This is a genomic window from Candidatus Endoriftia persephonae, from assembly GCF_023733635.1.
In the GTDB taxonomy this organism is placed as follows: domain Bacteria; phylum Pseudomonadota; class Gammaproteobacteria; order Chromatiales; family Chromatiaceae; genus Endoriftia; species Endoriftia persephonae.
On sequence record NZ_CP090569.1, the window covers coordinates 2,555,289 to 2,580,014 of the forward strand.

Sequence of the window (24,726 nt, forward strand, 5' to 3'; positions counted from 1 at the left end):
CGCTACGAATGACGACAAACTACGCTATCAGTATGATTATTGGTTTACGGCAACAATCAGGAGAAGCTTGAGCGATGGTCCAAAAAGGGATTCTTGTGACCGGTGGTGCTGGCTATATCGGCAGTCACACACTACGGCAGTTGGGGGAAGCAGGCGAACGCCTGGTCACTCTAGATAACCTCTCCACTGGCTGTCGCCCGGCCGTGCTCTATGGTGACTTGGTGGTTGGCGACATCGGCGACAAAAAACTGCTGATCGAGCTGCTGCGCAAACACCAGATCAACACAGTATTCCATTTTGCCGCGTTCACGGATGTGGCCCGGTCCTACGAAATCCCCCTCGACTACTACCACAACAACACCAGCAATACCCGCATCCTGCTGGAGAGTTGTGTGGAGAGCGGAGTACGCAACTTCATCTTCTCCTCCACTGCCGCCGTCTACGGTTACCAGGCCGAAAACCTTGTCGACGAGGACTCTGCCACACACCCGTTCACACCCTATGGCCAATCGAAACTGATGGCCGAACAGATGGTGCGGGATACCTCTGCCGCCTACGGCATCAAACATGTCATCCTGCGCTATTTCAACGTCGCCGGTTGCGATCCGGAACTGCGCACTGGCCACGCGGCAGAACACTCCACCCAGCTAATCAAGGTCGCCTGTCAGGCGGCTATGGGTAAAAGGATGCAAATCGAGATATTCGGGACCGACTACCCGACCTGCGATGGTACCGGCGTGCGCGACTATATACATGTGGAGGACCTGGCCAACGCTCATCTGCTAGCCCTCGACTATCTGCGAAAAGGCGGCAGTTCTACCACCCTGAACTGCGGATATGGCAGGGGATACTCGGTTCGTGAAGTGCTGCAGACCGTCGAACGACTTTCCGAAACCCCCCTGAATGTGGTTGAATCCCCGCGTCGTCCAGGGGATCTGCCCTCGATGATTGCCAGGGCTGAGCGAATCCGGCAACTGTTTGGCTGGAAGCCCAGATTCGAATCGCTCGACGCAATCGTCTCGTCCAGCCTAGCGTGGGAGAAGATCATCACCCCATGCCAGCCGATGGCACTACCCTAGCGTTTCGCCCCTGTAATAAAACGGGGGGTACAGCACCAAAAACCGAGCTAGACATCTCAATACTATGGATCTGCTACAGATTTTTATCCTGGCCGCACTGCAGGGCCTGACCGAATTCCTTCCCATTTCCAGCTCCGCCCACCTAATCCTCGCACCTCTTGTATTGGACTATGCCGATCAGGGGTTCGCCTTCGATGTGGCAGTGCATGTGGGTTCTCTGCTGGCCGTGATTAGCTACTTCCGCCATGAGGTGATCTCCATTAGCCGCGATTTTTTCAAATCCCTGTTCAATCGCTACGCCACCACCCCGGAATCGCGCCTTGGCTGGATGATCATTGTTGCCACCATTCCGGTGGGGCTGTTCGGCCTGCTGATGAAGTCGCTGATAGAAGGAGAACTGCGCTCGCCGCTGGTGATCGCCATCACCACCATCGGCTTCGGTATCGTACTGCTGGTCTTCGACAAGATCGGCAAACATAGCCGAGATGAATACTCCATCACCTGGCGAGATGCGCTGATTATCGGCCTGTTCCAGGCGGTGGCGATCATCCCCGGCACCTCTCGCTCCGGCTCCACCATGAGCGCTGGCCTGATGCTCGGACTGACCCGCGAGGCCGCCTCCCGCTTCTCTTTTCTGCTCGCCATCCCCACCATCCTGATGTCGGGTGGGCTGGTCACTCTGGAACTGATCAGCAGTGATGCCTCCGCTGACTGGAACTCCTTATTGCTTGGCACTGCGCTCTCATTCATCACCGCCTATCTCTGCATCCACTACTTCCTGCGATTCATCGAGCGTATCGGCATGACGCCGTTTGTTCTCTATCGGCTGATCTTGGGCGTTGCCATCCTGATCTTCTTCCTCCCCTGACAGGGCAAAAAGATAGGGGTGTCATCGGGCATGGTGGACGCCCCCTTCAGCCTCCCTGCACCTTGCTTTCTAGATTTGCCAACAGCCCGTCAATCCCCTGCTTTTTCACCAGGCTGGCGAAGCTGCTACGGTAGTTGCGGACGATGCTCACGCCTTCAATCACCACATCGTAGGCCAGCCATTTGTCGCCCCGCTGACGCAGACGGTAGACCACCGGGATCTCCACGCCCGTGCGTATGATAAAGGTCTCCGCCACCGCCTTGTTCTTACGGATCTTCTCCTTGCCGTAACGGATGGTTTCGTTGGTGTAGCTCTCCATGGCAGCAATGTAGGTGTTCTCCATCAAGCGCTTGAACAGCTCGACAAAGCGATCACGCTGGGCAGCATCCGCCTTCTTCCAATTTTTGGCCAGGATGCTGCGCGACATCACCTCAAAATCGAAATGAGGCGCGATCAGATCCCGCATCTGCTGGCGACGCTGTGCCTGATCCACCTCCGGCTGCTTGAGTAGCGCCATCACACCATCCACAACCTCACGCAATTGTTCTGTGGGAGAGGGTGCAGCGACAGCCTGGCTGCTACCAAACAAAAAACAGATCAGCCCCAAAGGTAACAGCATTTTTTTAAACGACATGGTGGTTCTCCCGATCAACGCAAGCAGAGTGTCAAATGGCATTCACTTATCATTCGTAGGCTGGCCCTCGAAGATATATTTACTCAGCAACTCTTCCAGGCTCACTGAGGACTCGGTCTCAGTGATAATGTCGCCAGGTTCGAGATAATCTTCAGAGCCACCGGCAGAAATCTTGATCAACTTCCCACCCAGAAGCCCGCTGCTGGCAATCGAGGCAATGGCATCATCCTGGAGACGAATGGAGTTGGGCAGACTCAGCTCAACCTCGGCCTCGAAATCCTCATGGTTGAAGTGGATGTCGGTTACCTTGCCGACCACGACACCGGCCATCTCTACCTCCGCCCCGTTTCTCAATCCAGAAGCAGAGAGGAAGCGGGCGGTCAGAGTATAGTGGCTACCACTAGCATCACCGATCCCGCCAAGCTTGACCGCCAGAAATGCAAAACTGACCAGTCCCACCAGCACAAACAGGCCTACAACGGTTTCAACTTTGATCCGGTTCATGGATTCAACTCCAGTGTTTATCTCTCATGCGATGCCCTCTTAAAGCATCAGTGCGCCGACCAGATAGTCACCAAACAGGATGGCGATGGCGGAAACCACTACCGCGCTAGTCGTGACCTGGCTGACCCCCTCGGCACCAAACCGCCCGCCCCGCTCCAGGTGCATAAAAAACCCCTTAGCAGTGGCGATGACGGTGATCACCAGACCAAACAGCAGGGACTTGTAGAGCCCCATGGCCACATCATTCCACTCCACGCCGCTGTACATACTGTCGAAATAAGCCCCCTGATTGAGGCCGAAGATCTGCACCCCCACCAGCCAGCCGCCGATCAACCCCATCACATCGAAGACGCTGGTGAGCAACGGCAGCGAGATGATACCGGCGACCAGCTTCGGGGCAATAATGAACTTGTGGGGATCGATCGCCATGCACTCCAGCGCATCGATCTGTTCGCTGGTGCGCATGATGCCGATCTCGGCACACATCGCCGAGCCCGCCCGCCCCACCACCATCAGCGCCGCCATCACCGGCCCCAACTCACGCAGCAGAGCCAGCGCGACCGCGGAGCCCAACAAATCCACCGAGCCAAACCGCTCCAGGGTGTTGTGAAACTGCAACGCCAGCACCATGCCGGTAAACAGTCCGGAGATCACTATCACCAGCATCGATCGGGCGCCGATGAAGTGGAGCTGACGGATCACAGGCTCGAGTTGGTAGGGGGCACGAAACAGACTGAGCAGCGCACTCAGCAGCATCTTCGCCATGCGTCCGGCCTGATCAAGCAGGTCTAGGGAAACTTCGCCAAGATGGTTCAGATATTTGATCATTGGGGTATCTGGATTCAGTTTCCGGTCAGACGGCGCAGATAAGCATCCGGGTCCGGTTGTTCAAGGTTCGGCCGGCGGTTGAGCAGATTCTGGATCTGCGGATCACTACTGTTTCGCACCTCATCCACACTGCCACTCATCAACACCTTCCCGCCACCCAGCATGGTGATCCGATCGGCAATAGAGAAGGTGCTCTCCAGCTCATGAGTCACCACTACGATGGTGGTGCCGGTGGTATCGCGCAGGCGCAGTATCAGTTCATCCAGCTCCGCAGAAGTGACTGGATCGAGCCCTGCCGAGGGCTCATCAAAAAACATTAGGGCGGGATCCATGATCAGGGCACGCGCCAGAGCGGCGCGCTTCACCATACCGCCAGAGAGTTGTGCCGGCATCAGATTTTCCGTCCCCGGCAGATTGACCATCTCCAGCTTCATGCGGGTCATCACCGCCATGGTGCTCTCATCCAGTCTGGCATGATGGCGTAGCGGCAAGCGGATATTCTCCCCCACTGTGAGAGAGCTGAGCAGGGCGCCGCCCTGAAACGCCACTCCAATGCGCCTGCGCACCTGCCGCAGGTTCTCCGGATGGCGGGCGTCAAACGGCTTGCCAAGCAACTTCACCGAACCGGCGCTAGCCTCCTTCAGCCCCAGCAGGGTGCGCAGCAGGGTACTCTTGCCGGAACCACTTCCCCCCATGATCACCATAATCTCACCGGCATTCACCTGCAGGTCGATGCCATCGAGCACCTTGTGATTACCGTAGTGCACCTCAAGCCCTTCAACCTCCACCACCCTGCCATCACTGTCAGCCTGCATGGTCATTGACAAACCTCCCACACAGCTGTGGTAGCCGCATCAGGCCACCCAGAAAAATCATCACTGGCCGCATCTGCACCATTCATTTGCCTTCAAGGTGCGCTTCAAGCGATGGATAGATAGGAAAGACATGATCGAGCCTGGCAAGCCGCAACACATTCATCGCCGCATCACTCACCCTCACCAGGGAAAAATCGAGTTCCAGGGTACGCGACAGCTGATACCCCTCCACCAGACTTGCCACACCTGAACTGTCGATGTAGGTCACTTCAGAAAGATCGACCAGCAGGTTTCGCTTGTTCTGCAGACAGTCGAGGATCGCCTTGCGTGCGTTGGGAGAACAACTGAGGTCAACCTCGCCGGTCAGGTAGAGCACCGAAAATCCCTCTCTCTCCTCAACCGCATATGCCATGCCTACCACCTTCAGGATTGAAAATACTTCACCATTTTCAGAGTGTTTCCTGTCACCACACACTCCAGGAACTCCACCTCATCCATGATCTGCCTGATGAAGTGAACCCCCAGCCCACCGGGTCGGATCTGATCCAGATCCCGTGGCCGGATGCTCTCTGTATCGACACAGGGAGCGTCATCTTGAAGTAAAAAAATCAATGCAGATTGAGAGCGCAGAACAGATAGCCGGATCTCTTCCTTTGGGGCATTGTGGTAGGCGTGCTGGATGACGTTCATGCATGCTTCATGGACCGCCAGGACGACGTTATCCCGCTCCTGCTCTGGCAGTCCCGCAAGCTCCGCCACATCACGAATCACACTGCGCACCAGTTTCAAACAGCATGGCTCAGCCGCGATCCGCAGATCGATCAATTGTTCAGCGTTTTTCTTCACTTTCTTGACGTTCAACCAGCAGGAGAGTGATGTCATCATCAGAGCTGGCCTGACCGCGACGTACCTCGGCAACGATGCGCTGCAGACGCTCCTGCGGCGATTTGTGGGCATATCTGCTGAATAGGGTAATCAGGCCCTGCTGTTCCAGGCGCTGCTGCCCTGAGATCCGCGCCTCGATCAGGCCATCGGTATAGAGGTAGAGGCTGTCATTTCCCAGCTGAAACTCGATGCTGGGAAAATCAATCACGGTAACCACTCCCAGGGGCGGAGCAGTCGCCGGATATTCGGCCTGCTGCTGTGTGCTGCTCATCTGAATGACCGGAGGATGGCCGGCATTGGCGAGCCGTACCCTACCGGATTGCGGATTGTAGAGGCCCGCAACCATGGTGACAAACATACCCTGGATGGATCGCTCAGCAATCTCATGGTTGAGCATCGCCAGCAGTTTGGAGGGGTCATGGATGCTCTTACCAAGACAATGAAACAGACTGCTCGCCTTGGCCATCAGTAGTGCCGCATTCATCCCTTTGCCAGCAACATCGGCGATGCAGAATGCGATCTGGCCATTGTGCAGCTGGAAGAAATCGTAGAAGTCCCCCGACACTGCCTTGGCGGAAACATTCACCCCCGCCAGCCCCAGCGGATTGTCTGATTCGCTTGGCAGCAGACTGCGCTGCACCTCCCGGGCCAGCTCCAACTCCCGATTGAGCTCTGCAGTGACTCGATCCCGCTCCTCGATGATCTGCTGCAGGTGCCAGTTCATCTCCTGCACACTCAGGTTCTCCTCCACCAGGCGCAGATTGGCGTTGCGCATCAGTGAGTCGAACTCGGGTTGCTCACTGATCTCGAAACCGTAGGCACCGGCCGCCTCAGTAATGGCGCTAGCGACCTCCTCCAGCAGTCGATCCGCTTGTTCCGCAGAGAGCTCGAACTGATCGGCAAGCAGTCCACGGCAGGTCTGGATCGCATGACGTTTGTCATCCGCAGTAAACACCGACGCCATCCAGTCAACACAGCGGGACAGCGCCGCGAGCCGAGCCGACGATACAGAAACCTGCTGGGGAGGCGTCTCATGATGAAAACCAATGGCAATCTCCAGCTCCTCCGGAAATCCCCAGGATCTGGCCAGCTGCAGCCCCACCTTATCGTGACTCATACCAAACAACTGCAACTCAAGATCCCGGCGCCTGTCAGGTGGCAGCCGCGCCAGATTGGGCCACTCGCTGATGCGGTTGAGCTTCAGATAGAACAACACCAGCAGGCCAAAATCTTGCAGCAACCCGGCGGTAAAACAGGTATCCCCATCCAGACCGGCCAGCACCGCCAGTGACCTGCCACAGACAGCACGGCGCAGAGCCGCCTCCCAGAACTCGGTCACTGGGAAGGCGGGCAACTGATCTGGTTTGAGTGCATCCCGCATCGCAATACAGAGTGCAATATTACGCAGGGCATTCTGGCCGATGACGGTGATCGCGCGAGCTACCGAGGTGATCTCGCTAGCGAAGCCAAAATAGGCGGAGTTTGCAATCCGCAGGATCTCCACCGACAGCACAGGATCCTGCGCCACCATGCTGCTCAGCTGTTGCGCATCCCATTTCTCCCGGGTACAGGCGTGGACCACATTGAGGGTTCCTTGGGGAGGGGACGGCAACTCAGTAGGCTTCAGGGACTCCAGGGAAACAAAATCCAACGGCCTTTTCCTTGCTTGGTGATCAGACGACAGAAGGCGGCAAGGCAGGGTTCGCCCAGACGCACCTCCCAGAGTATAGCCAAGGCCAGAACAAGGGACGCTGCTCTGCCCGGTGCGGGTTCACTCCACCCCGGCAGGTCGCTCCAGCCGACTCACCAACAGGATCGCCAGGGTCGCGACCAGGATACCAGGCACGATCTCGTAGAGATCGAAGATACCGCCCTGCAGCTGTTTCCAGAGCACCACTGTGACACCACCTGCGATGATGCCAGCCAACACCCCATTGCGGCTCATGCGGCTCCAGTAGAGCGAGAACACCACCACCGGCCCAAAGGCGGCACCAAAGCCGGCCCAGGCATAGGCAACCAGATCGAGCACCTGGCTGTCGGGGTCTAGCGCCAACAGAAACGCCGCAGCAGCAATCCCCACCACCGCAAGCCGCCCCACCAGCACCAGTTCCCTTTCACTCGCCTGACGCCGCCACAGCACCCGGTAGAGATCCTCGGTAAAGGCGCTGGAGGCCACCAGCAGCTGTGAATCGGCGGTACTCATAATCGCCGCCAGGATTGCCGCCAGACAGATGCCGGCAATCAGCGGATGGAACAGCAGCCCGACCAGTTCGATAAAGACCCGCTCCGCATCCGCCAGCGGCTGATCAAAGCTCGGCACTCCCACCAAGCCCACCAGAGAGGCGGCGATGAGTGACAACACCACCCAGCTCATCGCAATCCGCCGCGCCAGGGGCAGCTGCCGCACCGATCTGATCGCCTTGAAGCGGGCCAGGATGTGCGGTTGGCCAAAGTAGCCCAGCCCCCAGGCGGCCAGCGAGACGATCGTGATCCAGCCCAGGGGCACGCCGCTGTTGTCGCTAAACGGATCGAGTAGATGGGGATTGCGCTGTTCGAGCCGACTCAGGGCCTCAGCCACGCCACCCAGCTCTCCCAAGGCGATCAGCGGTACTGCCAGCAGCGCTGCAAGCATCAGCAACCCCTGCAGCAGATCGGTCCAGGAGACGGCGATAAAACCACCAAAGGTGGTGTAGAGGATCACCGTCAGGGCGCCAGCCGCCACCGCCCAGACATAGGGCAGCCCAAACACCGACTCAAATAGCTTGCCGCCGGCCACCAATCCAGAGCTGGTGTAAAAGAGAAAGAACAGCAGGATAAAAAAAGCCGAGATGATGCGGATCAGACCCGACTCATCATTGAAGCGGTTGGAGAGATACTCCGGCAGAGTCAGGGCATTGCCCGCCTGCTCCGAGGCGATTCTCAAGCGCCCCGCCACCAGCCGCCAGTTAAGCCAGGTGCCGACGGCAAGCCCCGCCGCCAGCCAAAGCGACTCCAGTCCAGAGAGGTAGGCATAACCCGGCAGCCCCAGCAGCAGCCAACCGCTCATGTCGGAGGCGCTGGCAGAGAGCGCCGTCACCCAGCTGCCCAGGCTACGACCGCCAAGCACAAAATCGGAAAGATTGCTGGTCCGCCGCCAGGCCCAAAAACCGATCGCCAGCATCAACAGCAGATAGACAAGAAAGGTGGCGCCGATAGCCAGCTCCGCCGTCTCTCCCATCTCAACCGATCCCTCTGCGGCGTTGCTCGATCTTTGCCAGATAACTCTGTTTCATCGCCTGCTCCAACGCACCGTTGTCTGCATACTCGAAACCGAACACCGGTTGCCAGAGCGTCGGGCTCTCCATGCAGAGATAGAAAAAGACCTGATCGTGCCAGGGCGTGAGCCCCGTATAGGCATGGCTGAACATCTCGATCTTGATCGCATCCGGATAGGAGAGTTTGCCCGCCGCCTCCACCATCGGCATCTTCAGGATCTGGCTGCGCAATCCCTCACGGCCGCGCAGCTTCTTCAGCACCGACTTGATATAGGTGAGGGTGCCAAGACTCACCAGCGCCACCTCAGCGGGTTCAAATACCTCAACCAAGCGACTGAAGATCGCCCCGTACTCCTCCCGCCAGCGATCGTAGTGGATCATCGGGTGGAAGTGAAAACCAACCAGGATGCCCCGATCCGCCAGCTGCCGTGCCGCCACCAAGCGCTCCTCCAGGGAGGCGGTCAGGTGCTCTTCATTGTCGATCAGGGTCTGCGGATTGAGGGACCAGGTGCAGAGAACATTGGGCGGGATATCGTTTTTCAGCAGGTAGGCGATATTTTTCGACTTGGTTTTCAACTCCAGGATCACATTCGGGTGGCGGCGAGCAAACGCCATCAGCGCATCCAGGATACCGGCCTGATTGCCCCACATCAGTGAGTCTGAGGATTGTCCTGTGCCGATGTGATAAATTTTCTGCGGATCGATCTCCAACCGCTCCAGCTTCTGTGCAAAGCTGGCATCAAAGCGTACCTCATCACCATGATAGAAGGATTGGATGCTGCAGTAGCTGCAATCGAAGCCGCAATTTTGCACCGCATCCAGGGTCAACAGATTGCAGCAGCGGGTGCGCGACGAAGCCACCGGACACCAGCCCAACCCCAGCTGGGGCCTCTCTTCGGTCACACGGCGGATGCGGTCTGTAGCATCGGGGGAACGCGGTGAACTCTCGGGATAGTGGTTCGGCATCTCCCGCAATCGCTGACGATGCAGCTGCAACTGCTGCAGGATCTGCTGGCGTGCTGCTTTACCTGCGCCTGAAGGGGGTTCGAGCCCGGACCAGAGCTGCTCGATCGGCGGCTCACCCCACATCTGCAGATCGGTACAGATCTCCCCCAGTTGCCGTAGTTCCTGGAAGCTGAAGCGGTAGATCCGTGCCTGCTCCTCTATAAATCTGCGTTGCTCTGGGGAGAGTCGCGCAATCCCAGCCAGCTCCAACTGCCCATTCAGGCGGTTTTCATAATCGTCGTTTCGGCTCATGGCCGACAGTTGTACGCAAGCCGTCAGCCTCATGCAAGCACCTGCCCCGCGGACCTCGCAGCAGCACAAGGCCAGCCCCCAACAGCAGCCAAGCAGCCGGTTCAGGCACACCGATCGGCGGTACAACCACCGGATCGGTACAACCACTGGTACGATCGGTATTCGCCATGCCCGGCGTGATACAGGCCTGGGCAAAATCGGCGTTGTTGGAGTCGCTATCAGCACCGTTGGGCCAACGAGAGAGCCCCAGATAGGCAACTGTTGCGGAATCAACCAGGCCTGCCCCGGAGCCCTCGGTAAAACCCGCCACACTGCCTTCATAGCTCAGGCTGTCGATCTGGCTGGCGCCGAAAAATAGTGCCAGAGCATCCGGGGCACCGTTCTGAATCAGATTGCTCGCCGGCGATACATTCAGGTCGCAATTGATCACATTGGCACTGTCGCCACAGAGCACAAAGTAGGCCCCTGCTTGCAGCTGCAGATCGGGCAGATCGAAGCTGCGGTAGATGGCACCACTGTTGCCATTAATCAACGACAGGGAGTATCCGAAGAGATCGAGGGAAGTGTTACCCGCGTTGAAAAGTTCGATGAACTCGGCAGTGTCGCTGCCCGGCTGATCATAGTCGACCTCATTGATCAGCAGAGAGGCCTGGCCCTTAAAGCCGAACAGGGCGAAGGAGAGCCCAACCAGGGCTGGGAGTCGTTTGAATTTCATGGCGCATTTCCTTATGCATGGTTACAAGGCCCGCTCGCTGGGCTGATACCTTTGTCCTTTGCTTATGAAACTAGCTGCAATAAGAACGAGAATCCATCAGAGCGACGCCCGCCTCTCTGTAGGAAACCGCTGACGCATAAGGAGCCTCTGCATGAATCTAGGCGGGCAGAATTGTGAGGCCAAATTATTCGCGGCAAGGCGGGAATCGCAAGCAATAGCCGGCCTATTGCCAAGATTTTCAAGGCAGCAGCGGGAAATTTAGGCCCCAAGGCTGCCCTTCATGATTCGTGCAAAGGTGCCTTACCCCTTACGACTGACGTATTTCTTCAATCGTTTGCGCTTCTGGATCTGGCGTGGGGTGAGCTTGTTGCGCTTGCCCTCATAGGGGTTGTCACCGGAGCGAAATTCGAGCCGGATCGGCGTGCCTGAAAGCTTCAGGGCACGCCGGAAGCGCCCAACCAGATAGCGTCTGTAGGTGCTGGGGACATGCTCGGTCTGATTGCCGTGGATCACGATGATCGGCGGATTCTTGCCCCCCTGGTGAGCATAGCGCAGCTTGATACGCCGGCCACGCACCAGCGGCGGCTGATGCTCCTGCACCAGCAGCTCCAGCAACCGGGTCAGCTCCGGCGTGGCCAGATCGCGGGTCGCATTGGCGTAGGCCCGATCCACCAGCCGGTAGAGATCACCGACCCCTGAACCGTGCAGCGCCGAGATGTAGTGGTGGGTGGCGAAGTCGAGAAACGGCAGCTTGCGTTCGATCTCCTCGCGCACCTGCTGGCGCTGCCCCTGATCCAGACCATCCCACTTGTTGATCACCAGCACCAGGGCACGACCGCTCTCCAGGATATGGCCGGCCAGATTGGCATCCTGCTCCCCCACCCCCTGCTGAGCATCCAGCACCAGCAGCGCCACGTTGGCCTGCTCCAGCGCCTGCAGCGTCTTGATCACGCTGAACTTTTCGATCACCTCGTTGACCCGCGCGCGGCGTCGGACTCCGGCAGTATCGATCAGGGTGTAGTGTTTGTCGTCGTGGACGAAGGGGATGAAGATGCTGTCACGGGTGGTGCCAGGTTGATCGAAGGCAACCACCCGCTCCTCACCCAACATGCGGTTGACCAGGGTCGACTTGCCCACATTGGGACGGCCCACCACCGCAATCTGGATCCCCTCTGGCAACTCCTCCGGCATCTCCACCGGCGGCAGGCTCTCGAGCACCTCGACGATCAGGCCGTGCACCCCCTGTCCGTGGGCCGCAGCGATTGCCTTCGGCTCACCAAGGCCGAGACTGAAAAACTCATTGGCGGCGGCATCCCGGCTCAGCCCTTCACTCTTGTTGACCACCGCAGTCACCGGTTTGCCGGTACGGCGCAGCTGTTCGGCGATGATCGCATCGCCGCCGGTGCAGCCCTCACGGGCATCCAGCAGCAACAGCACATGGTCGGCCTCGCCAATCGCTTGGCGCACCTGCTGCTCCATCAGCAGGTCAACCCCGTCCTCACCGCTGAGACCGCCGGTATCCACCACCACATAGGGGCCGGGGCCGAGCCGCCCCATGCCATACTTGCGGTCGCGGGTAAGACCAGGTTGATCCGCCACCAGCGCGTCGCGGCTGCGGGTCAAGCGGTTGAAGAGGGTCGATTTGCCCACATTGGGGCGGCCCACCAGGGCAATGACAGGAAGCATCAGAATTAACGCAAAGGACCGGGACGTAGCGCGCTCAGGCGGCCGCCATCGTCATAGACATAGACCACACCATCGACCACCAGGGGTTTGGCACGGATCCCACCATCGCCCACCCGGGTGCGCGCCACCAACCGCCCGTCATCCTGGGAGAGCCAGTGCAGATAGCCTTCAAAGTCGCCCACCACCAGATAGTCGCCGACCATCGCCGGGGCCGAGAGGCGTCGCGCATGCAGTTCGGACTGCTGCCAGAGGGCCGCGCCATTGGTCGCATCCAGCGCCCACACATGGGCCTGATCATCGCTCACGTAGAGGGTGCGCCAGTCACCATCCATTCCGGCATAAACCGAGAGATCACGTCGCCAGAGCACCACCCCGCTGGCCTCGGCGATCGCCGCCACCTCGCCCTGGAAACTGGCCGCGTAGACCATCCCCTCCACCGCCAGTGGATCGGCATCCAGGTCGACGATGCGTTCCAGCTCAGTGCGACCGTGGGGGGTGGAGACGGTGGCCTCCCAGATCGCGTTGCCACTCTCCAGGGAGAGACTCGCCAGCTTGCCATTGGAGAACCCCACCAGCAGCTGGCCGTTGCTGATCAGCGGCGCACTGTTGCCGCGCAGCGTCAGCAGCGGTTCGCTGCGATCGAAGACCCAACGCGGCTGGCCGCTGGTCAAATCGAAGCCGGCGACACGACCATTAATGGTACGCGCCACCACCACGCCCTGCCCCACCACTGGCCGCGCCAAGACCTCACTGCTGACACGCCGGCGCCACAGCTCTTCACCGGTCTCGCCACTCAGCGCCAGCAGCTCCGCCTCGGCCGTACCGACCAACACCAGCCCCTCGCCGACACCGGGGCCACCGGTGATCGGCAAACCGGTATCACGCTGCCAACGGGTTTTGCCCCCAGCCCGCTCGATCGCACTCACTTGACCGGCAGCGTTGGCGATATAGATCAGTTCACCATCCAGCGCCGGCGCGATCGCCAGGAAGCGGCCATCGGTGCCCCCTACCTGCTGCTGCCAGAGGGTCTCAACCGCCAACTCTGCCTGTCGCTCCACCAGCTCAGCCGGCGGATCAGCATTGTCTTTGGCCGAAAAGCCGCTGCAGCCGCCCAGCAGCAAGATCAGAGCAACCCAAAATAGCTTGCGTATCATCTCCATCGCCTCAGGGGGTTGCAACTCCAAGGTCATCCAGTTTCATCTGCACCAGTTCGCCATTGCCGACATCGCCGGCCAACGCCAACTGATAGGCTTGGCGGGCCGCCTGCAGATCCCCCTGCTGGCGTGCGATATCACCCCGCAGTGCGGCAAATTCGCTGTCGAAGCCACCGGCTGACGCAGCCTTCACCAGACTGGCTGCGGCCTCGGTCTCGCCTTCACTCAGCAGGATCCGCGCCAGGCGCAGTCGCGCCAGCTGTTTCAGACCGGGCTCTTCAGCATGCTGCATCGCCCATTCAAGCTGCGAGCGAGCCGCCGCACTGTCGCCTTGCTCCATTTTCAGGCTCGCCTGGGCCAGTGCAGCAAACACCGCATAGGCGCTGGATTCATATTCGAGCCGCAGCAGCTCCGCCTGCTTCAGCGCTGATTCGCTCTGCCCCTGGGTGATGGCATCGATCATCTGGCTGAAGGCAACCGAGGCCTCCTCACCGACGCGATCCTGATAGCCGTTCCAGGCCTGCCAGCCAAACACCGCGCCGAACCCGAGCACGATGCCTGCGATCACTGAGGTGCCGTTCTCCTTCCACCACTTTTTTAACGCTTCGACCTGCTCTTCTTCGGTCTGATATCCACTCATGACTCTCAACCCTACTTGGTATTCAATTCGAAAACATCGGTGATCACTTCGCTCAATCGCTCCAGTGCCACCTGCTGCTGCTCACCCTCACCGCGCATGGGCTTGAGGCCTACCTCTCCCCGCGCCAACTCGTCGTCGCCCAAGATCAACGCGTAACGGGCATTACTCTTGTCTGCCTTTTTGAACTGGCTCTTGAAGCTGCCGCCACCACAGTGGGCGATCAACCGCAGCTTGGGCAGCTGATCCCGCAGCCGTTCCGCCAGCAGCATGCCTTCGCGCTGCGCCCGCTCCCCCACCATCACCAGATAGAGGTCGATGCCTGGCAGGCGCTCCGCCAGATCGGTCTCTTCGAGCAGCGCGATCAGCCGCTCCAGCCCCATCGCGAACCCCACTGCAGGCACCCGCCTGCCGCCAAGCTGCTCGACCAGGCCATCGAAGCGCCCACCGGCACAGACTGTGCCCTGGGCACCCAAACGGGTGGTAACCCACTCGAACACGGTGCGAGAGTAGTAGTCGAGGCCACGCACCAGGCGGGGGTTGGCGACGTAGGCCACGCCAGCCCCGTCGAGACCCGCCAACAGGGTCTCGAAGTGCGCCTTTGACTCATCACCCAGATACTCCATCAGACTCGGTGCCCCAGCCACCAGTTCCGCCATCTTGGGATTCTTGGTGTCGAGGATACGCAGTGGATTGCTCTCCAGACGGCGCCGGCTATCCTCGTCTAGCTGCTTCTGATGGGCGCGGAAATAGTCCACCAGGATCGCCCGGTAGGCCTGGCGCTCCTGCGAGGTACCGAGGGTATTGATCTGCAGCTCCAGCCCGTCGAGGCCGATCTCTTGCCAGATCCGGTGGGTGATCAGGATCTGCTCCAGATCCACATCGGGGCCTTCCAGACCGAAGCTTTCCACGCCGATCTGGTGGAACTGGCGGTAGCGCCCCTTCTGCGGTCGCTCGTGGCGAAACATCGGCCCTCGGTACCAGAGCCGCTGCACCTGATTGTGGATCAGGCCGTGCTCCAGCATCGCCCGCACGCAGCCAGCAGTACCCTCCGGGCGCAGAGTGAGACTGTCTCCGTTGCGATCGGCGAAAGTGTACATCTCCTTCTCGACGATGTCGGTCACCTCACCGATGGAGCGCTTAAACAGCTCAGTCTGCTCGACTATCGGCATACGGATCTCATCGTAGCCATAGCGGGTGAGCACCGAGCGTACCCGGTCCTCGAGAAAATGCCAGAGGGGGGTCTGTTGCGGCAGGATGTCCTTCATCCCGCGGATCGCCTGAATATTCTTTGCCATCGGCCAGTTACTGCGGATTGTCGCGTAAAATCAAACGCCGGAGCTTACCACGTCCGGCGAGCGGGTTATAACCCTGATGGCGTGTGTAATCAGTAGTCTGCAGGATCGAAGCGAAAACGGGCGACATTGCGGCGGGTGTGGGGCTCGAGATCGAATGTATCGCCATTGATACTCATGTTGACCGCTCCGGCATTGCCAAATAACACCCGATAGGGTGCCGGCCAATTGCCCAGCACCCGCCGGTCACCCACCTTCATGTTGCCGATCAGGCGAGTACGGCCGGAAGCATCGCGGATCTCTGCCCAACAGGAGTCGTTGAACTCGATCACCACACTGGGGAACGCAGAGCCCGGCTCAGCCGGAGCCGCGTCGACCTCGACAGACTCTTCCGCTTCGACTGCATCGGAGGTGGTCGGCGCCGCCTCCTGCAATGCCTCCACGACAACCTCTGCGCTCTGTTCAGCGGCGATCTCCGCTGCTGCACCAACCGGCTCGCGCGCATCAACCTGCGTTGTCTCTTCCGTCAGAGTCTGTGTAAGCGGCGGCGGCTCAACAACTGCTGCCTCATCCTGTGGAGTGGGCGGTTCAATCTCAGTTGCTGGGGCTATCTTCTTGGGCGTCACCTCGAGTGGCGGAGGTAGGCTAAGGCCTGGGTTGTCGGGCGCCGCTTCACCCTCCTCCAGCATCGACTCCTGCAGCGTCGCCTGGTCCGCTGTGCTCATATCGTGGAGCTCCTGCTCTCCCTGCCACCAGATCGCCAGCAGCAGCAGCAGGGCGATGACGATCACCCAGGTCACGATGCGCACTCCGCCATGGTTGCTACGCATCTCCTTCAGGACTTTGCGGTTGCCGTTGAGCGCGCGCGCTTCTTCCGGCAGTGGTGCAAGGGCCCGGTAGGCGTCGATCACCTCATGTTCCGGCACACCGAGGATGCGCGCGTAGTTTTTCAGATAGCCCTGCACAAACACCGGACTAGGTAGGACTTCATAGTCATCCCACTCGAGGGCCTCGATCATGGTTTCGCTCAGGTGCAGCTGGGCGGCTAGCTTCATCTGATCTATACCCAGCGCTTCCCGCTCTTTTCGCAAGCGGCTGCCAGGCCCCTCTATCGGCTGACCTGCTCCCATCTGCTCCGCATCTTTGGTGGAAAGTACACTCATTATCGTTCTATTTGGTTGAGGAGCTGTATCTCAGGAGCATCCGGGAATTTTCCCCTGAGCAGCCTCTTATACTTGGCAGCTTTCTCTTCATCCCCCAACGCCGTCTCGATCTGAATCCCCATCCAGAGCGAACCGGCGGTTGCCGCCACCTGTTGGTGGTATCGTTCGATATAGTCCCGCGCTGCGAGATGATTCTCCTGCTCCAGCATCATCCCGGCCATCTGGTAAAGGGCCAGAAAAAAGCGATCGTTGGCGCCCAACGCCCGTCGATAATAACGCTCTGCTGCCAATTTGTCGCCACTACGCTCGGCACACAGGCCAGCGTTGGTAAGCGCGATCCAGGGGGTCGGATAGAGCGGGTTCTCCAACGCCAGTTGAAACTGTTTGTCCGCCAGATCATATTGACCCCGTTTACAAAAGAAGCCGCCACGAGCATTGTGAATATAGGGGTTCTGTGGCTGGATCACCAAGGCTTCAGTATAGTGCTGATCAGCAAGCCCGACCTCACCCAACCGCTCATAGAGCAGTGCAATCACATTGTGTGCTTCGGCGCTCTTGGGGTCGAGCTCCAGGCCCCGCTTGAGCTTCTTCAGCGCTATCCCAAGCTGGCCCTCACGCATATAAACGATTCCCATCTCCACGTAGACATCGGCCGGGCTCTTCCGATTCTGATCGCCAAGGTTGCCAGTGGCCCCCCCTTCCGGCCTGAACTCGCCCTGGCTGGCACAGGCGCTGAGCAGCACCGCAAGCGACACTACTGCCAATCGGGTCAGCCAGAATCGTTGTTTCATCGCGCCCCTGCCTCCGCCGCCTGTTGCGGCATTTTTCTTTTCAGTTCACGCTGACTACGATCCTTTACCCGCCCCACCAGCTGGCCACAGGCGGCGTCGATATCCTCGCCGCGGGTCTTGCGGGTAATGGAGATGATGCCCGCTTTCATCAGGCGCTGGCGAAATACCTCGACCCGCTCCGGCGGAGAGGTTTTGTAGGAGGTGCCGGGGAAGGGATTGAAGGGGATCAGATTAAGCTTGGAGGGAGTCCCCTCCAGCAGCCGGATTAACGCCTTGGCGTGCTGGATCGAATCATTGATGCCATCCAGCATCACATACTCCCAAGTGATCTTGCGCCGCTTGTCGCCCTTGATGAAGTCACGACAGGCAGGGATCAGCTCCTCCAGCGGGTATTTCTGGTTGATCGGCACCAGCTGGTCGCGCAACTCATTGGTCGGCGCATGCAGCGACACGGCAAGGCTCACATCACTCACCTCGCGCAGCTGTCTTAGCGCCGGCACGATACCGGAGGTGCTGATGGTGACGCGATATTTGGAGAGCATGTAGGCGGAGTCGTCCTGCATGATATCCATCGCCGTCACCACCGCATCAAAATTGGCGAGCGGCTCACCCATCCCCATCAGTACGATATTGGTCGGTGGATGCCCCAGTTCACGGCTGGCAACCCAGACCTGGCCGATAATCTCCGCCACCGAGAGATTGCGGTTGAAACCCTGGCGAGCGGTGGAGCAGAAGCTGCAGTTGAGCGCGCAACCGACCTGGGAGGAGACACAGATGGTGGATCTCTCCCCATCCGGGATGTAGACCGTCTCGATACGCTGGCCATCATCCAGCTGCAACACCCACTTGCGGGTGCCGTCGCGGGCCGGCTGCTCAAACACCAGCTCCGGCAGACGGATCTCCGCCAGCGACTCCAGCTGCACACGCAACCGCTTGGAGATATCGGTCATCTGATTGAAGTCGATCACACCCTGCTTGTGGATCCATTTGAAGACGTTGCGCCCATGGAAGGCTTTGGAGCCCAGTTCGACAAAAAAGCGCTCCATCGACCGCTGATCGAGCTCCATCAGGTTGGTTTTGTTCAACTCAGACAAGCAGGTTTCCTCATTCCGCGGGATTGACGGCAGCACAGGCACTCAACAGGTAGGCATAGAAACAGATAATCCTGCCCCGCTCAACGTGTTACACGTCAGAACACGCTTAACCACAAGCATCAAAGGGATAAATTACCACAATCGAGCGAAAGACTTGGCGATTCTAGCCAGAGTCTCTGCCACAGGCAATCAGGCAGAGTGATTCAGAGGAAAGCAGAGGCAGGAGGGGCCGCCGCAAACCTGTATTGCGGCGGCCTCAGGAGAAAACATTGAGGTGGGAATCAGATGCCCAGCTTCTCCTTGATTGCCGCAACAACAGTATCACTGGAAGTGGAGTTGACATCCATCAACATCCCCTCGTTGCGGTAGAAGTCGGTCAGCGGCGCGGTCTTCTCATTGTAGACGTCGAGACGGTTGGAGATCGCCTCTTCGGTCTCGTCGTCGCGCTGCACCACATCGGCGCCACACTTGTCGCACTTGCCTTCCACCTTCGGCGGCATCGACTTGACGTTGTAGATGGCGCCACAGCCGACGCAGGTGCGACGGGTAGTGAGGCGGTCGAGGATCACGTCACGCGGCACGTCCAGGTTGACCGCAGCATCCAGCTCGATGCTGAGATCGGCCAGCAGGGTCTTAAGTTGCTCGGCCTGGGGGATGGTGCGAGGGAAACCGTCGAGCAGGAAACCGGCCTTGCAATCATCCTCCTGCAGGCGCTCTTTCATGATGCCCATGATCAGCTCGTCAGGCACCAGATCACCGGCATCCATAAAGGCCTTGGCCTGTTTGCCCAGCTCGGTGCCATCCTTGACTGCGCCGCGCAGGATATCGCCGGTGGAGATCTGTACGGAACCGTCGACAGCGGTCAGCAGCTTGGCTACGGTGCCTTTACCGGCACCCGGGGCGCCCAGAAGAATCAGTCGCATGGTTTTTCTCTCTGCAATCTATTTGATAAGGGGTAAGGAGTTTTCGGGGCGAGATTGTGTCGCCAAGTCGCGCAAAAAGCAAAAAAATCGCGCCTGAGCAGGGAATTCCAATCCGCAGTATGCCTCCCAACGATTGCCGCAGCCGCCGCTCAGTCAACCAGCCGATACACCTCGATCACATCCGGCAACTGCTCGACCTTCAGCAGCAGACGGCTGAGCTGGGCCATATCGGTAACTTCCACAGTAAAGCGCATGGTGGCCCGGTCCTGGGTGCGATCACTGTGGGTGTTGACCCCGATTACATCGACCTCCTCGTTGGTGAGGATCGAGGAGATATCACGCAGCAGGCCCTTGCGGTCGGCGGCATACACCTGAAAATCGACCGGGTAGACGGTTTCGTGGCGTTCGCTCCAGTGCACCTCCACCAGCCGCTTCTGCTCCTGGTCATTCATGCTGCGAATGTTGGCGCAGTCGCGCCGATGCACGGTCACACCGCGCCCACGGGTGACAAAACCGATGATCGGGTCGTAAGGGAGCGGCTTGCAGCAGCGCGCCATGCTGGTGAGCAGATCGCCCACCCCCTGCACCACCACCTCGCCGCGGGCCGGCGGCTTGTTCAGGCTCCACTCTTCCGGCAGCGCCACACGAGGCGGCGGCTTGGGAGGCTCACTGAAGTTGGCGATATGCACCGGTGAGAGCTCACCGCGACCGATCGCGGCGTAGACATCCTCCCCCTTGTGCAGATTGTGACGCGCCGCGACCGCCTCCAGGTCGGGCCGTTCACTGATGCTCATGCGGGTCATTTCGCGCTCTAGGGCGGCCCGACCCAACTCCACATGGTGTTCGTAGTCGAGCTGCTTGAACCACTGGCGTACCCGCCCTCTGGCGCGGGAGGTGTGCAGATAGCCAAGATGGGGGTTGAGCCAGTCGCGGCTTGGACTGCCGTTTTTAGCGGTGAATATCTCCACCGTCTCGCCACTGCACAGCGGCCGGGTCAGCTGCACGATATGGCCATCCACCCGTGCGCCCTTGCAACTGTGCCCCACATCAGAGTGGATCGCATAGGCGAAATCGAGGGCAGTAGCCCCCTTCGGCAACTCCACCACCTTGCCCTGGGGAGTAAAAACGTAGATGCGGGTCACCTCCAGCTCGCTGTCGAACTGGGACAGAAAACCCACCGCCTCCTCGCCGCCATCCTTGAACTCGAGCCAGTGACGCATCCAGACGATACGACGCTCGAAATCCTCGTCATGCTTGGTGTTCTCTTTGTAGCGCCAGTGGGCCGCCACCCCCAACTCCGAATGGTGGTGCATGTCGTGAGTGCGGATCTGCACCTCCAGGGTTTTATCCTCGGGGCCAATCACTGCGGTGTGGATCGACTGGTACATATTCGTCTTGGGGGTGGCGATGTAGTCGTCAAACTCGCCGGGGATATGGCGCCAGAGACTATGCACGATGCCCAGTACCGCGTAGCAATCGGCCACATCCTCCACCAGCACCCGTACCGCACGCAGGTCGAAGATCTGCTCGATATCCACCGCCTTACGCTGCATCTTGCGCCAGATACTGTAGATGTGTTTTGGCCGGCCACTGATCCCCGCCTGGATGCCCGCCGCCTTGAACTTCTCCTCCAGCAGGGCGATGACATCCTGGATAAAACTCTCCCGGTCACTGCGCCGTCCATCCAGCTGACTGGCGATGCGCTTGTACGCCTCCGGCTCGAGAAAACGCAGACTGAGGTCTTCAAGCTCCCATTTTATCTGCCAGATGCCCAGCCGGTTGGCCAGCGGCGCGTAGATACTGCGGGTCTGCTCGGCGATGCGGCGCTGAATCTCGGCGGGAAAGTCGCGCGCAATGCGCATCAGGTGAAGCCGCTCCGCCACCACCACCAGCACCACCCGCACATCCTCGGCAATACCTAGCAGCAGGCGGCGCAGATTCTCCGCATGCTCTTCCTGGTCGCCGGCCGGGATCTCTCTGGAGAAGTCGGTGAGGGCGTCGATGCGCGCCATGTCACCGACCATGCGCAGAGTGGCCTCACCAAATCGTGCCGTCAATGCCTCCTGATCGCTCGCTTCGTCGTCAAGCACGCCGAGCAGGATCGCCGCCGCCAGGGTCTCCCGGTCGAGCCGCATGCTAGCCAGCACCTCGGCCACTGAGAGGGCATGACGGATGCGCAGTTCACCGCTCGGCAGACGCACCTCCCCCCCCCGCTCAAGCGCGGTCTGGCAGGCCATCTCCAGATATTCACGGTCACCCGGCTCGATCTGCGGCGCGAGACTATCGAGCCAGGCCTGGATCTTCTCGAGGTCGACCAAATCGCCTTCCGGCAGGTTTGTCGTAACACTGACCATGATTAGGGGATGAGTGGCCGCCCGCCCTCTCTGGCGGCCCTCAGATCAGTCGAGCACATGGCTGACCAGTCCGTCAGCCAACTTGGGTTCAAACCAGGTCGATTTCGGCGGCATCACTTCACCCGCATCGGCCACCGCCATCAGCGCCTCCATGCTGGTCGGGAAGAGCGAGAAGGCAACCTGCATCTCGCCGCTGTCGACTCGCGCCTCCAGCCCCTCTAAGCCACGAATGCCGCCGACAAAGTCGATGCGGCTGTCGCGGCGTGGATCAGAAATACCGAGGATCGGCTCGATCAGGTTGTCGGCCAGCAGACTGACATCGAGCCGCGCCACCGGATCGTCCGCTGGGATGCGCGCCGGGTCGAGGCTCAGGCGGTACCACTGGCCGTCGAGGTACATGCCGAACTCGGCGGTGCCGGCGGGCTTGACCGGGGTGTCGCTCATCTCCAGGGTGAAGGCCGCCTCCACCTTCTCCAGGAAGGCCGCCTTGTCGAGGCCATTGAGATCCTTGACCACCCGGTTGTAGTCGAGGATCTGCATCTGGTTGTGAGGGAAGATCACCGACAGGAAGTAATTGTAGGACTCCTCGCCGGTATGCTTGGAGTTGGCCGCCTTGCGCGCCGCACCGACCCGCGAGCCGGCCGCCGAGCGATGGTGGCCATCAGCCACATAGAGCGCGGGCATCGCATCGAATTCGCGGGTGAGCTGCTCCACCACCTTCTCATCGTCGGCAACCCAGATCTGGTGGCGCACGCCATCAGCGGCTGTAACATCCATATCGGCGGCCCCTTCGGCGATCAGCGCGAGGGTATCGTCCACCGCCACGGCACTCGGATAGACTAGGAATACCGGCCCGGTCTGGGCATTCAGCGCATCCACCTGACGCACCCGGTCGTCCTCTTTGGCGGGACGGGTGAATTCATGTTTTTTGATGCGATCGTTATCGTAGGCCTGCACCGAGGCGACCGCCGCCAACCCGGTCTGCACATGCTCGCCCATGGTGAGGCGATAGACATAGAAGCAGGGTTTGGCGTCACGAACCAGCACCCCTTCTTGCTCCATCTTCGCCAGATTCTCCGCCGCCTTAGCGTAGACCTCCGGCGAGTAGGGATCGGTACCGACCGGCAGATCCACCTCGGCGCGAGAGATGTGCAGAAAGCTCCAGGGGCGGCCTTCGACCATCTCGCGTGCCTCCGCCTCATTCATCACGTCGTAGGGAGGGGCGGCAACATCTTCGGCGCGGCCATTCGCGGGCCGCAGCCCCGGAAACGCTTTGATTAGCGGCATCTATCTGATCCTTATAAATCGTGTAATGGCGAGCCTCTCTCACCATAGGAAATCGTTAAACGCGCAGATTGTTTCAAATGCACAAGCTACAGATCAAGCACTGCCGAACAGTCAACACTCCAGCGCCCAACTTTTTCCACCCCAAATTGTGCCGTTAACTTGATCCCCGTCACACTCAACCCCCATGTCAGAAAATTCCTACATGGGTTGCGGATCTTTCCCCCTACCCTCTCCACCACCCTGTGACATTCTTGAATTGTCGCCAACAGGACGACAGGGAAGCCATAAGGAACAGGGACGTCTCAAGGACGGAACCGTTTGCCAACCAAGCAGGGCGACATGCCCCACTTCCATGGAATGGGAGGTGGGGTTTTTCCGTTGTGCCTCTGCAGACTGACCGCTCCCTGGCCTTACTCCGAGCACTCGCCGTTTCACAAGCGAGGCACGTGGGTTTGTTCAGTCAGCCCGCCACAGACGCTGTTCAGGGGCGTTGAACGCCCGCCAAAGCTCCCGATAGCTCTGCCCTGTTACGGGATGGATCTCATCACCAGCCACTTCAGACAACGGCAACAGCACAAAGGCGTAGCGAGTAATCTCATCACGCGGCAGTTGCAGGCCGGGCTCATCCACCACCACATCGCCGTAGGTCAACAAGTCGACATCGAGGGTGCGCGGGGCAAACTTGTCAGACTCACGCTGTCTGCCATTTTTTTCTTCGATCCAGCGCAGCTTCAGCACCAGCTCTTGCAGCGGCAGGCGGGTAGCGATCCCCACCACCAGGTTGTGAAAGTTATCTCCCTCGAACCCCACCGCCTCGCTCTCATAGATAGGGGAGATCACCAGCTCGCCAAACTCAGCAGTCAGATCGGTTAGCGCCTGCGGAATATAGCGCCGCGGCTCAATGTTGCTGCCTAGGCTCAGCCAGGCGCGCACCAGCTCCGCCTCAACCACGACTGCCGCGCTCGATGATCACGCCGACATCCTGGGCGGCACTCACCGCCCCCGCCTTGTTGGCGGTCAGGCGCAGCCAGGGCACATCAAACTCCTCAAGCACGATCTGTGCGCAACGTTCCGCTAGGGTCTCCACCAGCTGAAAACTGCTCGCCTCGACAAACTGGATCAGGCGCTTGCTGACCGCCTTGTAATCAAGGGTATCCTCGATGCCATCCGAGGCTGCTGCTCTGGCCACATCGGCCCCCATCTCCAGATCGAAAACCACCGTCTGTTTGATCTCCCGCTCCCAGTCATAGATACCAATGACTGTATCGATGCTCAGGCCCCGGATGAATACTATATCCATTCAATCTTCCGTTTGGGTTGGCAAATGGGCCACATGGTAGTGGAGTGGGGCACAATGACAACCCCTGCAGCGACAGCGAAAAGTGTGCGGGATAATCAAGTGCTGCAGCGAGGCAGGTGCGAACAGCTCCATGTCGCCCTGACCACAGGCTCCTAGCCGTCGCTGCTCTCCCTGGGCATGCCGGCCATCCGGTGTTCACTTGA

General features: G+C 59.6%; 24 protein-coding genes. 2 read left to right on the forward strand and 22 right to left on the reverse strand.

Annotated elements, in window-relative coordinates; translation table 11 throughout:
• Positions 1 to 74 precede the first annotated feature (74 nt).
• Both galE and L0Y14_RS11515 read left to right on the forward strand, forming a co-directional pair.
• On the forward strand, positions 75 to 1,079 hold the full coding sequence (galE, locus tag L0Y14_RS11510) for a UDP-glucose 4-epimerase GalE (RefSeq protein WP_005961000.1): 1,005 nt from the start codon (positions 75 to 77) through the stop codon (positions 1,077 to 1,079).
• 64 nt (positions 1,080 to 1,143) lie between these two features.
• Positions 1,144 to 1,947, forward strand: coding sequence for an undecaprenyl-diphosphate phosphatase (locus tag L0Y14_RS11515; RefSeq protein ID WP_005960999.1), 804 nt, complete (start codon positions 1,144 to 1,146; stop codon positions 1,945 to 1,947).
• 46 nt (positions 1,948 to 1,993) lie between these two features.
• Here L0Y14_RS11515 and L0Y14_RS11520 read toward each other — a convergent pair whose 3' ends face one another.
• From L0Y14_RS11520 to folB, 22 genes are all read right to left on the reverse strand, one after another.
• Positions 1,994 to 2,581, reverse strand: a complete 588-nt coding sequence (locus tag L0Y14_RS11520; protein WP_006473977.1) for an MlaC/ttg2D family ABC transporter substrate-binding protein — start codon at positions 2,579 to 2,581, stop codon at positions 1,994 to 1,996.
• Between the two features lie 42 nt (positions 2,582 to 2,623).
• On the reverse strand, positions 2,624 to 3,085 hold the full coding sequence (gene mlaD, locus L0Y14_RS11525) for an outer membrane lipid asymmetry maintenance protein MlaD (protein WP_006473978.1): 462 nt from the start codon (positions 3,083 to 3,085) through the stop codon (positions 2,624 to 2,626).
• 39 nt (positions 3,086 to 3,124) lie between these two features.
• Entirely contained in the window at positions 3,125 to 3,913 is a 789-nt protein-coding gene (locus L0Y14_RS11530) for an MlaE family lipid ABC transporter permease subunit (protein ID WP_005960996.1), read from the reverse strand.
• 14 nt (positions 3,914 to 3,927) lie between these two features.
• On the reverse strand, positions 3,928 to 4,734 hold the full coding sequence (locus L0Y14_RS11535; protein ID WP_006473979.1) for an ABC transporter ATP-binding protein: 807 nt from the start codon (positions 4,732 to 4,734) through the stop codon (positions 3,928 to 3,930).
• A gap of 76 nt (positions 4,735 to 4,810) precedes the next feature.
• Positions 4,811 to 5,140 carry an STAS domain-containing protein gene (locus L0Y14_RS11540; RefSeq protein WP_006473980.1) on the reverse strand — a complete coding sequence of 110 codons (330 nt, stop codon included), beginning with the start codon at positions 5,138 to 5,140 and terminating at the stop codon, positions 4,811 to 4,813.
• A gap of 11 nt (positions 5,141 to 5,151) precedes the next feature.
• Entirely contained in the window at positions 5,152 to 5,574 is a 423-nt protein-coding gene (locus L0Y14_RS11545) for an ATP-binding protein (RefSeq protein WP_251859193.1), read from the reverse strand.
• Positions 5,558 to 7,264 (reverse strand): HDOD domain-containing protein, encoded by a 1,707-nt coding sequence (locus tag L0Y14_RS11550; RefSeq protein WP_005960992.1) that lies wholly within the window; start codon positions 7,262 to 7,264, stop codon positions 5,558 to 5,560. The genes L0Y14_RS11545 and L0Y14_RS11550 overlap by 17 nt, the downstream gene beginning before the upstream one ends.
• 120 nt (positions 7,265 to 7,384) lie before the next feature.
• On the reverse strand, positions 7,385 to 8,830 hold the full coding sequence (gene putP, locus L0Y14_RS11555; RefSeq protein WP_006473983.1) for a sodium/proline symporter PutP: 1,446 nt from the start codon (positions 8,828 to 8,830) through the stop codon (positions 7,385 to 7,387).
• Position 8,831: 1 nt separating this feature from the next.
• A complete protein-coding gene (locus L0Y14_RS11560) occupies positions 8,832 to 10,124 on the reverse strand; it encodes an SPL family radical SAM protein (protein WP_006473984.1) in 1,293 nt (430 codons plus the stop codon).
• Positions 10,102 to 10,839, reverse strand: a complete 738-nt coding sequence (locus tag L0Y14_RS11565) for a lamin tail domain-containing protein (RefSeq protein WP_005960988.1) — start codon at positions 10,837 to 10,839, stop codon at positions 10,102 to 10,104. Before L0Y14_RS11565 ends, L0Y14_RS11560 begins: the two co-directional genes overlap by 23 nt.
• Positions 10,840 to 11,139: 300 nt before the next feature.
• Positions 11,140 to 12,525: a ribosome biogenesis GTPase Der gene (gene der / locus L0Y14_RS11570; protein WP_006473985.1), complete on the reverse strand. Its 1,386-nt coding sequence runs from the start codon at positions 12,523 to 12,525 to the stop codon at positions 11,140 to 11,142.
• A gap of 5 nt (positions 12,526 to 12,530) precedes the next feature.
• Positions 12,531 to 13,715, reverse strand: coding sequence for an outer membrane protein assembly factor BamB (bamB, locus tag L0Y14_RS11575; RefSeq protein WP_005960985.1), 1,185 nt, complete (start codon positions 13,713 to 13,715; stop codon positions 12,531 to 12,533).
• Positions 13,690 to 14,319, reverse strand: a complete 630-nt coding sequence (locus tag L0Y14_RS11580; protein WP_006473986.1) for a YfgM family protein — start codon at positions 14,317 to 14,319, stop codon at positions 13,690 to 13,692. The genes bamB and L0Y14_RS11580 overlap by 26 nt, the downstream gene beginning before the upstream one ends.
• 11 nt (positions 14,320 to 14,330) lie before the next feature.
• Complete coding sequence (gene hisS, locus L0Y14_RS11585; RefSeq protein ID WP_005960983.1) at positions 14,331 to 15,614, reverse strand: histidine--tRNA ligase; 1,284 nt, start codon at positions 15,612 to 15,614, stop codon at positions 14,331 to 14,333.
• A gap of 89 nt (positions 15,615 to 15,703) precedes the next feature.
• Positions 15,704 to 16,774 carry a RodZ domain-containing protein gene (locus tag L0Y14_RS11590; RefSeq protein WP_005960982.1) on the reverse strand — a complete coding sequence of 357 codons (1,071 nt, stop codon included), beginning with the start codon at positions 16,772 to 16,774 and terminating at the stop codon, positions 15,704 to 15,706.
• A complete protein-coding gene (pilW, locus tag L0Y14_RS11595) occupies positions 16,774 to 17,565 on the reverse strand; it encodes a type IV pilus biogenesis/stability protein PilW (RefSeq protein WP_005960981.1) in 792 nt (263 codons plus the stop codon). The genes L0Y14_RS11590 and pilW overlap by 1 nt, the downstream gene beginning before the upstream one ends.
• Complete coding sequence (gene rlmN / locus L0Y14_RS11600) at positions 17,562 to 18,632, reverse strand: dual-specificity RNA methyltransferase RlmN (RefSeq protein WP_081417716.1); 1,071 nt, start codon at positions 18,630 to 18,632, stop codon at positions 17,562 to 17,564. Before rlmN ends, pilW begins: the two co-directional genes overlap by 4 nt.
• Before the next feature lie 308 nt (positions 18,633 to 18,940).
• Positions 18,941 to 19,582, reverse strand: a complete 642-nt coding sequence (locus tag L0Y14_RS11605) for an adenylate kinase (protein WP_005960979.1) — start codon at positions 19,580 to 19,582, stop codon at positions 18,941 to 18,943.
• A gap of 149 nt (positions 19,583 to 19,731) precedes the next feature.
• The gene (locus L0Y14_RS11610) at positions 19,732 to 21,900 is read right to left on the reverse strand and encodes a RelA/SpoT family protein (RefSeq protein ID WP_320415582.1); all 2,169 of its coding nucleotides are present in this window, start codon (positions 21,898 to 21,900) and stop codon (positions 19,732 to 19,734) included.
• Positions 21,901 to 21,981: 81 nt separating this feature from the next.
• Positions 21,982 to 23,223 carry a DUF1015 domain-containing protein gene (locus L0Y14_RS11615; protein ID WP_005960977.1) on the reverse strand — a complete coding sequence of 414 codons (1,242 nt, stop codon included), beginning with the start codon at positions 23,221 to 23,223 and terminating at the stop codon, positions 21,982 to 21,984.
• A gap of 456 nt (positions 23,224 to 23,679) precedes the next feature.
• Positions 23,680 to 24,174: a 2-amino-4-hydroxy-6-hydroxymethyldihydropteridine diphosphokinase gene (gene folK, locus L0Y14_RS11620; RefSeq protein ID WP_006473990.1), complete on the reverse strand. Its 495-nt coding sequence runs from the start codon at positions 24,172 to 24,174 to the stop codon at positions 23,680 to 23,682.
• Positions 24,167 to 24,523 carry a dihydroneopterin aldolase gene (folB, locus tag L0Y14_RS11625; RefSeq protein ID WP_005960975.1) on the reverse strand — a complete coding sequence of 119 codons (357 nt, stop codon included), beginning with the start codon at positions 24,521 to 24,523 and terminating at the stop codon, positions 24,167 to 24,169. The genes folK and folB overlap by 8 nt, the downstream gene beginning before the upstream one ends.
• Between the last annotated feature and the right edge of the window lie 203 nt (positions 24,524 to 24,726).